The sequence below is a fragment of the Acinetobacter rongchengensis genome (assembly GCF_003611475.1).
Classification (GTDB): domain Bacteria; phylum Pseudomonadota; class Gammaproteobacteria; order Pseudomonadales; family Moraxellaceae; genus Acinetobacter; species Acinetobacter rongchengensis.
In genome coordinates this window covers 19,815-34,879 of record NZ_RAXT01000011.1, presented here as the reverse complement: position 1 = coordinate 34,879, position 15,065 = coordinate 19,815, and the positions used below count along the sequence as shown (strand labels likewise).

Below are 15,065 nucleotides of genomic sequence, written 5' to 3'. Positions count from 1 at the left end.
CTATTCAATATTCGTCCTTCACTTATTCTACACATTATTTTTCTAATAAAAATTTATAAATTATTGATTTGTTATATAAAATATCAATATTTGGAAATGTGTAATTGACAAAAAATATCAACGGACTTTTCCATTCTCGTCATTGCACTCTCAACGTTATAAAGTACACTCGAAACACATAACAATCTAGAAGTCATAAAAAGGAACAGCTATGAGCGAGGCTTATATTATTGACGCTATTCGCACACCACGCGGAAAAGGAAAGAAAGATGGTTCACTGCATGAGGTGAAACCGATTACGCTATTGACCACATTGTTGAATGAATTGAAAAATCGTCATCATTTAGATACTTCGAAAGTGGACGATATTGTCTTGGGTTGCGTCACACCTATTGCAGACCAAGGGGGTGATATTGCCAAAACTGCAGCGATTGCTGCGGGTTGGGACAATGACGTTGCAGGTGTACAAATTAACCGTTTCTGTGCATCAGGCTTAGAAGCTGTGAATATGGGAGCGCAAAAAGTACGTTCAGGTTGGGAAGACATTGTTGTTGCAGGTGGTGTCGAGTCGATGTCACGTATTGCAATGGGTTCGGATGGAGGGCCGTGGGCGCTTGATCCTGAAACGAATTTAAAATCACATTTTGTTCCGCAAGGGATTGGGGCGGATTTAATCGCAACACTGGATGGCTATAGTCGTGCCGATGTTGATGCCTTTGCAGCAAATTCTCAACGCAAAGCTGCTGCTGCGCAAGCTGCGGGTTATTTTAATCAATCTGTAGTTGCCATCAAAGATAAAGCAGGCGTAACCATTTTAGATCAAGATGAATTTATCAAACCCTCAACAACAACGGAAGGCTTGGCAAAACTGAATCCTAGTTTTGAAATGATGGGTGCAATGGGTTTTGATGCGATTGCATTACAACAATATCCAGAAGCGCAAAAAATTAATCATGTGCATCATGCAGGTAATTCATCGGGTATTGTCGATGGTGCTGCATTAGTCTTATTGGCTTCTGAGAAAGCGGTCAAAGAACAAGGTTTAAAACCACGTGCCAAAGTGTTGGCAACGGCTTTAGTTGGGTCTGATCCGACGATTATGCTGACTGGGCCTGCACCTGCTGCGCGTAAAGCATTGGCAAAAGCTGGTCTAAGTATTGACGATATTGATCTATTTGAAGTCAATGAAGCCTTTGCATCTGTGGTGATGCGCTTTATGACGGAATTAAAAGTGCCTGCTGAAAAAGTCAATGTCAATGGTGGTGCAATTGCAATGGGGCATCCATTGGGCGCGACGGGTGCGATGATTCTTGGAACATTACTGGATGAGTTAGAACGCCAAGGCAAAAAGCGTGGTTTGGCAACATTATGTGTGGGTGGTGGCATGGGTATTGCGACCATTATTGAGTTGGTATAAGGAGAATAATAATGAGCGCAATTCAATATCTAAAAAATGACGATGGCATTATTATTCTGACCTTAGATTCTCCAAACCAATCTGCAAATACTATGAATGCAGATTTCCGTGTGGCTTTGGAAAATATTGTTTCTAAACTGAAATCTGAAACATCGATTACGGGGATTATTTTCCGTTCAGCGAAAAAAACCTTTTTTGCAGGCGGTGATTTGGATGAGTTGATCCAAGCACGTTTGGAAGATGCCACACCATTTTTTGAAATGATTCAGAAAATGAAAGCAGAGTTTCGTTATATCGAAACTTTAGGTGTTCCTGTGGTTGCAGCATTGAATGGTACGGCTTTAGGTGGTGGTTGGGAAATTGCTTTAGGTTGTCATGCACGTATTGCATTGAATGATCCGAAAACGAAGTTTGGACTTCCTGAAGTGACTTTAGGTCTGCTGCCGGGTGGTGGTGGTATTGTGCGTATGGTACGCCTTTTAGGTCTGCAAAATGCTTTTCCATTCCTGATGGAAGGTAAGCAGTTTGGTGTGGATAAAGCAAAATCTCTTGGTTTAATTCAAGATACTGCGGAAACAGCTGAAGAGTTGATGAATAAGGCGATTGCTTGGGTAAAAGCGCATCCAAAATCACAACAACCATTTGATGTAAAAGGTTATAAAATTCCAGGTGGAGATCCTAAAACACCTGCTGTTGCGCAAATGTTGGCGATTGCTCCAGCGATGTTACGTGATAAAACCAAAGGTTGTTATCCTGCACCTGAAGCGATCATGGCGGCTGCGGTTGAAGGGGCGCAAGTCGATGTAGATACGGCATTGACCATTGAATCTCGTTATTTTACCTATCTTGCGACAGGCCAAATTTCAAAAAATATGATTGGTACGTTTTGGCATGGGATGAATGCCATTAAAGCAGGTGCAAGCCGTCCTAAAGATGTTGCAAAATGGCAAGCAAGTAAAGTTGGTGTGTTAGGCGCAGGCATGATGGGTGCAGGTATTGCATATTCCACAGCAATTAAAGGCATTCCAGTTGTACTGAAAGATGTTTCTGTAGAAAATGCAGGAAAAGGCAAAGCCTATAGCCAAAAATTACTGGATAAAAAGGTATCGCAAGGTCGTATGACCGCTGAAAAGCGCGATCAGATTTTAAGCTTGATTACTACAACAGCATCTGCGGAAGATCTGAAAGGTTGTGATTTAATCATCGAAGCGGTATTTGAAAATCAAGAGCTGAAAGCGAAAGTCACTCAAGAAGCTGAAGCATTCCTTGTCGATGGTGGGGTGATGGCTTCAAACACCTCGACATTGCCGATTACAGGTTTGGCAAATGCATCGAAAAATCAAGCGAACTTTATTGGCCTACATTTCTTTAGTCCTGTCGATAAAATGCAATTGGTTGAAATCATTAAAGGCAAAAACACTTCTGCTGAAACTTTGGCGAAGGCGTATGACTATGTACAGCAAATTGGTAAAATTCCAATTGTTGTGAATGACAGTCGAGGCTTCTTCACCAGTCGTGTGTTTGGTACTTTTGTTCAAGAAGGTTTACGTTTACTGCATGAAGGTGTACACCCAGCGCGTATTGAAATGGCAGCACTTAAAGCAGGTATGCCAGTTGGCCCATTGGCCATTCAGGACGAAGTTGCATTGACACTCTCTGAACATGTTGCCAATGAAACACGGAAAGCACTGCAAGCTGAAGGTAAAGATTTACCTCGTTCTGGCGCAGATGATGTGATTCAAACCATGATTCATACGTTTAACCGTAAGGGTAAAGCCGCAGGTGCAGGGTTCTATGATTATCCAGAAGGGGGTAAAAAACATCTTTGGGAGGGTTTAAGTCACTGGAAAAAAGATGTCGATATTTCTGAACAAGAAATGATTGATCGTTTCCTGTTTGTACAAGCCTTGGATACCTTACGTTGTTATGAAGAGAATGTCCTTGAGTCGGTGATTGATGCCAATATCGGTTCGATTTTTGGTATTGGTTTTGCGCCGTGGACAGGTGGTGCAATTCAATTCCTCAATCAATATGGTTTAGAGCAAGCTGTACAACGTGCCAATCAACTTGAAGCAAACTATGGTGAGCGTTTTAAAGCACCGCAATTACTTAAAGATAAAGTTGCTACGGATAAAATTGACTAAATTCAATGGTTAGTTTTGTATGATGGAGCATTGAGCTTAATCATTCTGACGCTTATATAATTTAAACATCTGATTTAAAGAAACCCTGAATTCTATGAGCTCAGGGTTTTTATTTCATCTAAACGTCTAAAATACGACTTAACGCTATAAAAATAAACCAGTTGCAAGTTTATTCCGCATCGTGATTTGAATGTTTCATATACATTTTGAGAATAGAAACATCAAAAATTATTGAGTTGTTTATTGAGATGGAGGCTCTGTATCAACAATTTTAGTTTTTTATATTGGTAACTTTTTAATCTTTTGATTAAAATGAGTAAAAGCTAAGCAATATCAATGGGAAATCTCAAGTGACATTACTTTAAGTTTTTGTTTGAGATTGTCGATCTAAAACCTGAGTGCAGATTGTTTTTGGACATGGGTCATATTGCTAAATCTGTAAAAATAGTAATAATTAAATATTAGACTAAAGTCTTATAACATCCCTTAAGGAAAGGATTGGGAAATATACAATGGATTTAATACAAAGTAATGGTCAACCACGTTATGGACGTTTTAAAGATTTACCAACTACAATTAATGTGAATCAATATTTGTATAAAACGCCTTATGGAAAGACCTTAACCGGATGGCGCAAACAATTAAAATATAAGAAATTTAAATTTTGTTCTATACAGCACGAGCAATATACCATTGGCATTGCGATTGCTGATATCGGTTGGGCAGGGCATGGATTTATTTACCTGTACAATCATGTAAGTCAGGAGGCTTTAGAATGGAATGCCAATACGATTTTAGGGCGCGGCACAGTAGTAGATGAACAACCACTTTATAGCCAAAGTTATTTTACAAAATCACCTTTTGAATTTGAAATGCAACATGCAAATGGGGTGCGTTATATTCAAGTAACACGACATGGAGAACAACAATTAAAAGCACGTATTTTTTGTGCAGGCACTGAACCTTTAAGTTTATGTAGTCCAAATGGAATCAATGGTTGGACGTATACGCAGAAGAAAACAACATTGGCCGTAGAAGGTTTTTTTATCAATAAAAATAAAGAAACCATTCACTTCAATGAAAAAACATTAGCTTCTTTAGACGATACCTGTGGATTTTTAAGACCTGAAACGGCATGGTTTTGGTTGTCGACCAATTTTTGGGATAAAAAAGGACAACGCATTGGGGTAAATTTGGCATCAGGTGTCAACGAAAGTTTTGGCAATGAAAATTGCCTATGGGTGAATGGTGTGCTTTATCCGCTTTCAGATGTTCTTTTTGAGAAGTTGGATGAGAATGTTTGGTCAATTCGTTCATTAAATCAAAAGCTACAGTTGGTCGTAGAAACAGGCTGGCGACGTTTTGAGAATTTAAATCTTCGTCTTGTTGGAAGTCAGTTTAGCCAATGGCAGTCTAAAGTCAGTGGTACGATAGAAACAGAATCAGGTGAAATGATTGAATTAGAATATGAGTATGCATTATTAGAACAGCATTATGCCAAATGGTAATGCTATTGTTAATTGGGTAAATTGGTCAGTAAACGGCTAGAGTTAAAAAACTATTTCAGCTGACATTAAGGTACAAATTATAAAGCCGCTTGCCAAAATGCCTCACCTGCTAGAATGGGGTCATTTGTTTGTTCTAATACATCTACAAAGGTTTGGTATTGCTGAATAATTGTATGCTGACTTGGATGGAAGTCTGCTGAATACCAGTCTAGATATTCAGATTTCAAACGGCTGAGAATACCCTGTTGTCCTAAGAACCATGGTAATCCTTGACGAGCCATTTTTATACGCTCAAAAATACTAAACCCATCTGCTTTAAGTAATCCATTGGCACGTTGTATGGTAAAGCCGAACATTAATACAGTGACTAACGCCAATGCTGTATAACGCAATCTATTTGAAGTCTGAGCAACATGAGTCATCACGTCATAAGCGACATCACGATGCTCCATTTCTTCAATTGAATGCCAAGCAAATAAGGCACGTATAAAAGGGTGAGCATCCTGCATTGTGGTTTTTTCACTAAAAAAAGCATCGGCCATCAGTGCGGTTAAATGTTCACAAGCTGCTGTAATCGCAATATTAAATTGTTCGGGATAGCGTTTAAGTGCATGCCCAAGTCTTTGATTGACATTTTGAGTAAATTTCTGCACTGGCATGCCTTGATCAATGAGGATTTGGTTCATTTTGTCATGAGCGATGCCATGTTGAGCTTCTTGTTTGATGAAATCAGCAACTTTTTGCTGTAAATCAAGATTTGTAATTTGCTCTCTATATAACCGTACACATTGAATAAAATAGCGCTCTCCATCTGGAAAAGTCAGGCTTAATGCATCAAACATGCGTGTTTTAAATGGATCACCTCCAAACCAAAAGCGGGGAATTTGCTCAAGCTTAAAGTCTAGATTGCTTCGAACAATAGGATCAACTTGATATTGGGGGAATGTATTCATTTTATTTTGTTTCACATATTCTAATTCGATTGCGATTATGGCAAATATAGCGCCGATGTAGGACGTCATGTGATGCCAATTTTGAGTTTAAAGATGTCAGTTTTACAGAATCAATTCATCAACAGCTTAATTTAATTAATCACCGTTAGAAATTTGAGTTGAGCAGTGATGTTCTCACTTCGAGATCAGAAAAAGATGAATTAGATTATAAGGCAGCTTGCCAAAATGCCTCACCTGCCTGAATAGGATCATGTGTTGTAGCTAGAGCATCTAGCCACGTTTGGTATTGACGAATGATTGGCTGCTGGCTTGGGTGAAAGTCTTGATTAAACCAGTTCATATATTGTCTATGCATCACTGATAATTTACCTTGTTTACCAAAGAACCAAGGGATGCCTTGAATCATCATTTTTGTACGTTCGAAACCTGTAAAACCATCATGTTTTAACATGACATTGGTGCGATAGAGTGAGAAACCAAACATGAGTAGGGTGATATATAGCAATGAAAATTTACGTAAACTTTCAGGCACCTCACCGACTTGCTGCATCACATCATAAGCAACATCACGATGTTCCATTTCCTCAATCGCATGCCATGCAAACAGCGCACGTACATAAGGGTGCATCGCTGCTAAAGTCTCTTTTTTGCGATAAAACGTTTCAGCCATGAGCGCTGTCAGGTGTTCTGCCGCTGCTGTCATGGCAATATTATATTGTTTAGAGCGCTTCTTTTGGAGCATGTCAAAACGTGAATTTAAGAAGCGAACAAATTGATCAATAGGCATACCTTGATGCTTCATTTGTTCATTCATTTTGTCATGTGCAATCCCATGTTGTGCTTCTTGTTTGATAAAGTCGGTTACACGTTGTTGTAGCTCAGGATCGGTAATTTTGTCTCTTAACGCGCGAACACTTTCAATAAAATATCGTTCACCGACAGGGAACGTGAGACTCAGCGCATCAAACATTCGCGTGCGAAAAGGATCATTATCGAACCAAAATCGTGGTATTTCATTGAGTTTAAAATCTAAATTGCTGCGGACAATAGGATTAACCTGATATTTTATATGTGAGTCCATGCTTACTTCCTCACTCAATTCAAACTTGAAAATTTAAGAGGATAATGGGTGAATTATCCTCTTAAACAACGATAGTTTTTATAAAGCAGCTTGCCAAAAGGCATCACCGGCCTTGATCGGATCATTGGTTTCAGCCAAGGTGTCGACCCAAACTTGATATTGGCGAATGACGGGATGTTGGCTTGGATGGAAATCTTTTTTAAACCAATCTAAATATTCATGTCTCATTGCTGTGAGCATCCCTTTTCTACCAAAAAACCAAGGGAGGCCCTTATATGCCATTTTAAAGCGATCAAAACGGCTGAATCCATCATGTCTAAGCATGATATTGGCACGATACAACGTGAAGCTAAACATCATCACTGTAATAAAGGCGAGAGAAAAACGGCGTAAACTGTCTGGAACTTCACCAACGTCACGCATCACATCAAAAGCGACATCTCGATGTTCCATTTCTTCAATCGCATGCCAAGCTAATAATGCGCGCACGTAGGGATGTGCTTCTGCTAAAGTCTCTTTTTTGCTATAGAAGGTTTCAGCCATTAATGCAGTTAAATGTTCGGCAGCAGCAGTCATGGCAATGTTGTACTGTGGTGAACGTTGTGTAAGTTCGAATTTAAAAAGCTTATTTAAAAAGGTGATGAATTGATCAACAGGCATGCCTTGCTGTTTCATCACTTGATTCATTTTGTCATGCGCAATACCGTGTTGCGCTTCCTGACGAATAAAATCTGCAACCCGTTGCTGTAAGTCAGGGTCTGTGATTTTGTCGCGGAATAAACGAACACTTTCAATAAAGTAACGCTCACCATCAGGGAAAGTTAGGCTCAACGCATCAAAGATGCGCGTACGGAAAGGGTCGCCACCGAACCAGAAACGAGGAACTTCGCCTAATTTAAAATCAAGTTTAGTTCGAACGACAGGTTCTACTTGATATTTCACTAATGCATTCATCTTATTTTACTTGCATCGCCTTTGATGCTTTCAGTATGTCGGTGTTTTACAACTTTGTTTTGACAGAAGTTGACATTTTTTATACATTTTACGACATAATGAAAATTTTAAATGTCAAAGCCAATATCAAAATGACTGATGGGATTAGGGCATAACGCAATGCAGGAATTACAAATACCGAATGGATATTTCCACCTCTGGCAGATGTATTTGTCTGAGCGAGGGATAGATGCTTTGACTGCCGATTTTTTAAAAGAAGAACGTGCCTTGTTAAAAGTCATTTTGGCATCGCCGATTGATACTCAATCTTCTTACTTTTTCTTTCAGCAGAATATTGAAAAAACCAAACAAGCTTTGGATTGCCCTCAAATCATTTTTGAAATGGCAGAATATGTGCGTCCTGAGCATTTCGGTGTTTTAGGTTATATGGCTTCACGGAGTACGACTGTTGCAGAAGCTTTGCAAAATATTTTGCGTTTCAGTCGTTTAGTGATTGATGGTGACGATATTATCCCGATGCAAATGGAGTTCAAAGGACAACAAGTGCATTTGATTTGGCCATTTCATCATGAAAAATATATTTTAATTAATGAACTTACCAATGCATTGATGATGCATTTGGCACGTAAAATTGTTCCTGCAAATCAGTTCTTGTTACAGGGGGTAAATTTCGCACATCCACCACAAATGGCCATTTATCATTATCAAAAATTTTATGGTTGTCAGGTCACATTCAATAAAGCTGAATATAGTTTTGTTTTAGGTTTAGAAGGATTGAATGTAAAAATACAACAGGCTGATCCTTCTTTGATGCAATTGTTGGTTAAACAAGCTGAGGATGCCATTGCTTCTAAACCGAGGCATGAGACTTTGCCACAGCATTTACATTTTATTGTAGCGGAATATTTAAGGCTGAAGGAGCAAGCACCTAAAATTGAAGATATTGCACTTGAGTTAAATATTTCAACGAGAACTTTACAACGTCAGTTGAATGATTTTGATACATCGTTTAAGAAGATTGTTGAAATAGAGCGTATGAAGCGTTGTGAGTTTTTGTTGAGCAATAATATTCAGTTTACTGAAATTGCAATGCGTTTGGGGTATTCAGATCAGTCTGCATTGGCAAGGGCCTATAAAGCGTTTAGTGGTCAGACCTTATTACAAAAGAAACAACAATTAAACGGGAAGTCATAAAGTCAGTCGTAGAGATAAGTCATTCAAGGTAATTTGTAAAAAAGGGCAGTATAAATACTCACCCTGTTTAGACCTATCTACTAAGAGGATTGTTTTTTATTCATTTTTTTCATTGTTGTTTAATTTAGGGTATCTAAACACAATTGCGAATACTGCAAATATCGCCAATATCCAACAGTAATAAATAGAACCAACCAGTTCTACAGGGGATAATTTTGCAATTGAGCAAGCCAAGAGGAGTTGAGCGCCGTAAGGAATAATTCCTTGTACCACACATGAAAAAATATCCATAAACGCAGCAGCTCGTTTAGGGTCTACCTCATATTCTTTGGCAACTTCTCTCGCCATATCACCCGATAAAATAATCGCAACGGTATTATTGGCAACAAAGATATTAGAAAATACCACCAAGAAGCTGATTCCAATTTCACCTGCACGTTGTTTGCCTACTTTGAATAAGCGTGTAATGCTATAAATACGTTGAATTAACCATTCTAAGCCACCTTCTTTTTGCATGATCGCAGAAAGGCCACCCAATAGCATAGACAATAAAGCAACTTCAAACATGCCTTCAAAGCCTGTATAAATTGAGCTATTCAGTTTTAATAGATCAAAGTGAGGTGTTTCAAGTAAACCCATAACACTCGAAAATACCACACCTATGCTCAGTACAGCCAAGACATGCAGTCGGCTAAAGGCGAGAAAAAATACAGCAAGATACGGTAAAATCAGCCAAAAATTATAGTCTTTATATTGAATAGATTGTGAATCATGATTGCTGAATATATAGATGAGGATCGTTACGATTGCAGCAGGCAGCGCAATCCAGACATTGACTCGAAATTTATCTCTTAATTCCACATTTAGACTGCGTGTTGCTGCAATGGTGGTGTCCGAAATCATCGATAAGTTATCACCAAACATGGCACCACTGACCACTGCACCTACTGCATAAACCGCTTGGATATCTGTCGCTTGAGAAAAACCAAAAGCGATTGGTGCACAAGCAGCGATGGTTCCCATCGAAGTCCCCATTGCAGTTGCAACAAATGCAGAAATGACAAATAGCATAGGAAGCACGAATTCTGGTGCAATGATAGATAAACCAAATTGTACTGTTGCATCGACACTGCCAATGGTGTTGGATACGCTAGCAAAAGCACCAGCTAACATGAACACCATAAACATAAGAATCAAGTTGGGATGGCTTGCACCTTGAAGGAATTCTTCAATTGCAGTATTTAATTTGCCTCGGTAGAATAAAATAGCCAAAATAATGGCAGGTAAAGCTGCAACAGGCGCTTTGACTTGATAAAATGCAAATTCAGTTCCAATGATTGTGTGATAGATACCACTGCCTAAAAAGATCGCTAGAAATACAATAAGTGGTAATAGCGCAAGCCCACGAGCTTGCACTTTACTGTGAGGGAGAATGGTCATAACATATGAATAAAAGAGATAAGCCCGTATAGTATAAACAGCTTTTGCTATTTCATTAAAATTAAAATCAGACGATTTTGTATCTCATTATTGTGATATTTGAATGATTTAATTTATGTTTATTCATTTATTTATAAATTTGAAAAAAGCAAAAATTAGGTAGCTTTGATCATTGTCCAAAATTTTAAAATAGCGCTAAATGTAGCACATAGGTTGTTCGTTATTTTGTATCAATATGAGATAACATTGTGCTACTGAGTTACTCTGTTCAATGAGTAAAAAATAGCGTTACAATGTAATGTCTTGTATTTTTACAAAACAAACTCCTCAAGTTTAACAATCCAAGGAATGTACAACCCTATGTCACGTTTAGCCACTCGATTTGCACAGCTTAAATCTCAACAGCGTAAAGCATTGGTTTCTTATGTTATGGCGGGTGATCCTCAACCACATGTAACGGTTCCTTTGTTACATCAAATGGTTGAAGCGGGCGTAGACGTACTTGAGCTTGGATTGCCATTTTCAGATCCAATGGCAGATGGTCCAGTGATTGCATTGGCTGCTGAACGTGCTTTAGCAGCAGGTACCAATACCTTAGATGCTTTGAATATGGTCAAAGAATTTCGTCAAAAAGACACGACTACACCTGTTGTTTTAATGGGGTATTTAAACCCTGTAGAAGTGATTGGTTATGAAAAATTCGTGGCTTATGCGAATGAGTGTGGTGTCGATGGTTTGCTTTTAGTGGATTTACCACCAGAAGAAGCAAACAAACTTGATGAGGTGCTTAAGAAATATGATATGGATCAAATTTTCTTATTGGCGCCAACATCTACAGATGAACGCATTCAACATGTAGTGAAGCAAGCAAGTGGCTTTATTTACTATGTGTCACTGAAAGGTGTGACTGGTGCGGCAACTTTAGATACGACTGAGGTTGCAACACGTATTCAAAAAATCAAATCATTTACAGAGGTTCCTGTAGGTGTAGGTTTTGGTATTAGTGATGCAAGTTCTGCCAAAGCTGTCGGGCAGGTTGCAGACGCTGTGATTGTCGGAAGTGCATTTGTGAAACCTTTTGCAAACTTAGCACCAGAACAAGCCGTAGAGGCAGCGGTGAATAAAGTCAAGGAGCTTCGAGCAGCGCTCGATGAGTTAGTATGAATCAAGAAGTGAAATCAGGGAAAATTCTTAGTCCTATTACCCCGTGGACAGATCGTTCGATTCCTGGCATTGATATGCCAAATCAACAACAAACACTCAAAGCGACATTTACAGAACCGACCATTGAGTGCCCTGAGTGTCATGCTTTGGTGACTCGTACAGCGATGTCTTTTAATGCTTATGTTTGTCCATCGTGCGACGAACATTTGAAAATGAAGGCACGAGATCGTTTAAATTGGTTTTTTGACACTGTGACAGCGGAGCTCGGTCAAGAGTTTGCTGCAAAAGATCCATTACGATTTGTAGACAGTAAGCCTTATCCTGAGCGTATGAAAGAAGCACAGGATAAAACAGGCGAGACCGAAGCATTGGTTGTGATGCAAGGTCAGTTGAAAAATATTTCCTTGGTGGCTTGTGCATTTGAATTTGACTTTATGGGCGGTTCAATGGGCACAGTCGTCGGAGATCGTTTTGTTCAAGCTGCTGAACAAGCCATTGCGACGAAACAACCTTTGATCTGTTTTGCAGCTTCGGGTGGTGCACGTATGCAAGAAGGTATGTTGTCATTGATGCAAATGGCTCGTACATCTGCGGCGATTCAAAAAATGAAAGATGCGCATTTACCTTATATCGTTGTATTAACACATCCTGTATATGGTGGTGTGACTGCTTCATTGGCAATGTTAGGTGATATACATATTGCTGAACCGAAAGCCATGATTGGTTTTGCGGGTAAACGTGTTATTGAACAAACTGTTCGTGAGAAATTGGAAGAACCGTTCCAACGTGCAGAATTCTTGCTTGATCATGGTGTAATCGATCAAATTGTTCATCGTCATGCATTACGTGATACTGTATATAGAATAGTGGCGAAACTGATGAATTTGTCTTGAACAATACAGCACCTTTAAATACTGATGATTTACAAACATGGCTCGATTATTGGAGCCATGTTCACGTTACGGGAATTGATTTAGGCTTAGAACGGGTCATTCCTGTCGCGGAAGCACTTGGTGTAGTCAAACCAAATGCTAAAGTTTTGACTGTCGCAGGAACCAACGGTAAAGGTTCGACGACAACGACACTTGCTGCAATTTTAAATGCACAGGGTTTAAATGTTGGGTTGTATCAGTCGCCTCATATTTATCGTTTTAATGAACGTGTCAAACTTGCTGGGCAAGAAGTTGATGACCAAACATTGATCGATGCTTTTGTACAAGTTGATCAAGCTCGCCGTGAATGCGATTTAAGTTTGTCTTTTTTTGAAGCAACAACCTTGGCTGCATTTGTTATTTTTAAGCAAAAACAATGTGATGTATGGGTGCTTGAAGTTGGTTTAGGTGGTCGTTTGGATGTGGTCAATGTGATTGATCCAGATGTTGCTGTGATTACCAATATTGGTTTAGATCATACCGATTGGCTTGGTGATAGCATTGAAAAGATTGCTTTTGAAAAAGCAGGAATTATTCGTCCAAATATTCCAGTGATCTTTGCAGGTCAGCAAGACTTACCACTTGCTATTCAAAATAAAGTAGAGCAATGCCAAGCCCAACTGTATGCGGTGAATCGTGATTATTTCTATGCGCTTTCTGATCAAGATCAGCAATCATGGAATTTTGCCAGTTCAGGTACGACGTTAAAACTTCCACTGGGGACTTTGGCACTCGAAAATATTTCGACCGCAGTTGCAGCAATTTTAGTGAGTGGATTAAACATTTCACAAGAGGCGATGGCACGTGGAATTGAAAATGCTCAGTTAGCAGGTCGTTTTGAAATAAGGCAAATAAACAATAAAACAGTCATTTTTGATGCAGGACACAATCCGCATGGTGTTGATTTTTTGTTAAAGCAATTGCGAAAATTCTTAGAATACAATAAACAGTACACAGAAGTTGTCTCAATTTTTTCAATGCTGTCTGACAAAGATATAAATTCTGTGGTCAAGTCATTGAAAAATACTGTATTAAAGTGGAAAATTGCACCATTAACTGTGCCTCGTGCAGCATCAATGGAACAATTACAAGCTGCATTGCAGGGTGAAACAGTCGAACAATTCAATTGTGTACAAGCAGCATTTCAATCAGCGCTTGCAGATACAAAAAATAATCAGCTGATTTTGGTGTGCGGTTCGTTTCATACCTTAGAAGCGGTCTGGGAGTATTTAGAAGAATGTCAATGAATAACAAGCAACGCTGGATGGGTGGCGTTGTATTATTAAGTGGTGGTGTTTTATTAGCGGCATTACTTCTAAAAGGCAAAGAAGAGATTCATCAAAAACAGGTTGAAACCCAGCCTGTCGAGCAAATTCAACAAAATAAAAATACTTCTGTAGGTGAAGCTGTTCAACTACAACCTTTAACGGTCGATGTAGCAACTGAAAAACGTTTGCTGGAAGAACAAAAACGTGCACGTGAAAAAGCAGTTGCAGAACAAGAAGCTAAAGCTGCAGAATTCTTACGTATGCAACAACAAGCCGAGGCTGATGCTGCACGGAAAGCAGCAGAAGAGTATGCTGCAATGAATGCAAGACGTGGTGCTGCTCAAGAAGGCGCAGATATTCCTCCAGAGTTAGTGCAAGATGAAAAAGCCAAAGCTCAGCAAAAAGCGGCTGATCAAAAGCAATTGGAACAGCAAAATGCACAATTAAAACAAAAAGCAGATGCTGAAAAAAAGTTAGCTGAGCAGAAGCGTCAAGCTACCGCAGAAGCAGAGAAGAAGGCTGCAGAAGACAAAAAGCGTCTATTAGATGCAGAGAAAAAAGCGGCTGATGAGAAAAAACGTAAACAAGAAGAGCAACGCAAGTTAGAGGAACAACAAAAGGCTGAAGCTGACAAAAAAGCTGCTGCTAAAAAAGCAGAAGCGGAGCAAAAAGCGGAAGCAGAGAAAAAACGTAAAGCGCAAGAAGATGCTAAGAAAAAAGCAGAAGCTGATAAAGCACGAGATTTGTTGGAAAATGGCGATAAGCAATGGATGGTACAAGTGGCACTTGCTGCTAATGATGCCAATGCCGATGCAGTTGCAGCCAAGCTACGTGCCAAAGGTTATAAGGTGACCAAAAGTCCAACCTCTAAAGGTATTCGTATCATGGTTGGACCTGCAAAGGATCGTGAAGCAGCAGATTCTGCTCGCAAGAAAATAAATTCAGATCCAAGCTTGGGGATGAAGTCTGCCTGGGTCATCGAGTGGGTGCCTTTGGATCGTCGTTAATGA

12 protein-coding genes are annotated in these 15,065 nt (G+C 39.3%); 8 read left to right on the top strand and 4 right to left on the bottom strand.

Features of this window, described 5'->3' with window-relative positions; translation table 11 throughout:
• Nucleotides 1-211 precede the first annotated feature (211 nt).
• The 3 genes from D7V20_RS07720 to D7V20_RS07710 all read left to right on the top strand — a co-directional run bounded on the left by D7V20_RS07720 (nt 212) and on the right by D7V20_RS07710 (nt 5,069).
• Nucleotides 212-1,417 carry an acetyl-CoA C-acetyltransferase gene (locus D7V20_RS07720; protein WP_120383731.1) on the top strand — a complete coding sequence of 402 codons (1,206 nt, stop codon included), beginning with the start codon at nt 212-214 and terminating at the stop codon, nt 1,415-1,417.
• Nucleotides 1,418-1,428: 11 nt separating this feature from the next.
• Nucleotides 1,429-3,561: a 3-hydroxyacyl-CoA dehydrogenase NAD-binding domain-containing protein gene (locus tag D7V20_RS07715; protein WP_120383730.1), complete on the top strand. Its 2,133-nt coding sequence runs from the start codon at nt 1,429-1,431 to the stop codon at nt 3,559-3,561.
• 512 nt (nt 3,562-4,073) lie between these two features.
• Nucleotides 4,074-5,069 carry a DUF2804 domain-containing protein gene (locus D7V20_RS07710; protein WP_120383729.1) on the top strand — a complete coding sequence of 332 codons (996 nt, stop codon included), beginning with the start codon at nt 4,074-4,076 and terminating at the stop codon, nt 5,067-5,069.
• A 77-nt stretch (nt 5,070-5,146) separates the two neighbouring features.
• On the opposite strand, the gene D7V20_RS07705 is transcribed toward D7V20_RS07710, so the two are convergent.
• From D7V20_RS07705 to D7V20_RS07695, 3 genes are all read right to left on the bottom strand, one after another.
• The gene (locus D7V20_RS07705) at nt 5,147-6,022 is read right to left on the bottom strand and encodes a metal-dependent hydrolase (RefSeq protein ID WP_120383728.1); all 876 of its coding nucleotides are present in this window, start codon (nt 6,020-6,022) and stop codon (nt 5,147-5,149) included.
• A gap of 205 nt (nt 6,023-6,227) precedes the next feature.
• Nucleotides 6,228-7,103, bottom strand: a complete 876-nt coding sequence (locus D7V20_RS07700) for a metal-dependent hydrolase (RefSeq protein ID WP_120383727.1) — start codon at nt 7,101-7,103, stop codon at nt 6,228-6,230.
• A 78-nt stretch (nt 7,104-7,181) separates the two neighbouring features.
• Nucleotides 7,182-8,057 carry a metal-dependent hydrolase gene (locus D7V20_RS07695; RefSeq protein WP_120383726.1) on the bottom strand — a complete coding sequence of 292 codons (876 nt, stop codon included), beginning with the start codon at nt 8,055-8,057 and terminating at the stop codon, nt 7,182-7,184.
• Between the two features lie 159 nt (nt 8,058-8,216).
• On the opposite strand from D7V20_RS07695, the gene D7V20_RS07690 reads away from it, so the two are divergent.
• Nucleotides 8,217-9,251, top strand: a complete 1,035-nt coding sequence (locus D7V20_RS07690) for an AraC family transcriptional regulator (RefSeq protein ID WP_120383725.1) — start codon at nt 8,217-8,219, stop codon at nt 9,249-9,251.
• Nucleotides 9,252-9,347: 96 nt separating this feature from the next.
• On the opposite strand, the gene D7V20_RS07685 is transcribed toward D7V20_RS07690, so the two are convergent.
• Nucleotides 9,348-10,691: a Na+/H+ antiporter NhaC family protein gene (locus tag D7V20_RS07685; protein ID WP_120383724.1), complete on the bottom strand. Its 1,344-nt coding sequence runs from the start codon at nt 10,689-10,691 to the stop codon at nt 9,348-9,350.
• Between the two features lie 360 nt (nt 10,692-11,051).
• Between D7V20_RS07685 and trpA the strand changes: the two genes are divergently transcribed.
• The 4 genes from trpA to D7V20_RS07665 are packed head-to-tail and all read left to right on the top strand — an operon-like array spanning nt 11,052 to nt 15,062.
• Entirely contained in the window at nt 11,052-11,855 is an 804-nt protein-coding gene (trpA, locus tag D7V20_RS07680; RefSeq protein WP_120383723.1) for a tryptophan synthase subunit alpha, read from the top strand.
• Nucleotides 11,852-12,748 carry an acetyl-CoA carboxylase, carboxyltransferase subunit beta gene (gene accD / locus D7V20_RS07675; RefSeq protein ID WP_120383722.1) on the top strand — a complete coding sequence of 299 codons (897 nt, stop codon included), beginning with the start codon at nt 11,852-11,854 and terminating at the stop codon, nt 12,746-12,748. Before trpA ends, accD begins: the two co-directional genes overlap by 4 nt.
• Nucleotides 12,745-14,034: a bifunctional tetrahydrofolate synthase/dihydrofolate synthase gene (folC, locus tag D7V20_RS07670; protein ID WP_120383721.1), complete on the top strand. Its 1,290-nt coding sequence runs from the start codon at nt 12,745-12,747 to the stop codon at nt 14,032-14,034. Before accD ends, folC begins: the two co-directional genes overlap by 4 nt.
• Nucleotides 14,025-15,062 carry an SPOR domain-containing protein gene (locus tag D7V20_RS07665; RefSeq protein ID WP_120383720.1) on the top strand — a complete coding sequence of 346 codons (1,038 nt, stop codon included), beginning with the start codon at nt 14,025-14,027 and terminating at the stop codon, nt 15,060-15,062. Before folC ends, D7V20_RS07665 begins: the two co-directional genes overlap by 10 nt.
• Nucleotides 15,063-15,065: the final 3 nt, after the last annotated feature.

Excerpts from the sequence above, each read along its gene's own strand:
- D7V20_RS07720 (WP_120383731.1), top strand. The coding sequence starts at position 212 with ATGAGCGAGGCTTATATTATTGACGCTATTCGCACACCACGCGGAAAA.
- D7V20_RS07715 (WP_120383730.1), top strand. The coding sequence starts at position 1,429 with ATGAGCGCAATTCAATATCTAAAAAATGACGATGGCATTATTATTCTG.
- D7V20_RS07710 (WP_120383729.1), top strand. The coding sequence starts at position 4,074 with ATGGATTTAATACAAAGTAATGGTCAACCACGTTATGGACGTTTTAAA.
- D7V20_RS07705 (WP_120383728.1), bottom strand. The coding sequence starts at position 6,022 with ATGAATACATTCCCCCAATATCAAGTTGATCCTATTGTTCGAAGCAAT.
- D7V20_RS07700 (WP_120383727.1), bottom strand. The coding sequence starts at position 7,103 with ATGGACTCACATATAAAATATCAGGTTAATCCTATTGTCCGCAGCAAT.
- D7V20_RS07695 (WP_120383726.1), bottom strand. The coding sequence starts at position 8,057 with ATGAATGCATTAGTGAAATATCAAGTAGAACCTGTCGTTCGAACTAAA.
- D7V20_RS07690 (WP_120383725.1), top strand. The coding sequence starts at position 8,217 with ATGCAGGAATTACAAATACCGAATGGATATTTCCACCTCTGGCAGATG.
- D7V20_RS07685 (WP_120383724.1), bottom strand. The coding sequence starts at position 10,691 with ATGACCATTCTCCCTCACAGTAAAGTGCAAGCTCGTGGGCTTGCGCTA.
- trpA (WP_120383723.1), top strand. The coding sequence starts at position 11,052 with ATGTCACGTTTAGCCACTCGATTTGCACAGCTTAAATCTCAACAGCGT.
- accD (WP_120383722.1), top strand. The coding sequence starts at position 11,852 with ATGAATCAAGAAGTGAAATCAGGGAAAATTCTTAGTCCTATTACCCCG.
- D7V20_RS07665 (WP_120383720.1), top strand. The coding sequence starts at position 14,025 with ATGTCAATGAATAACAAGCAACGCTGGATGGGTGGCGTTGTATTATTA.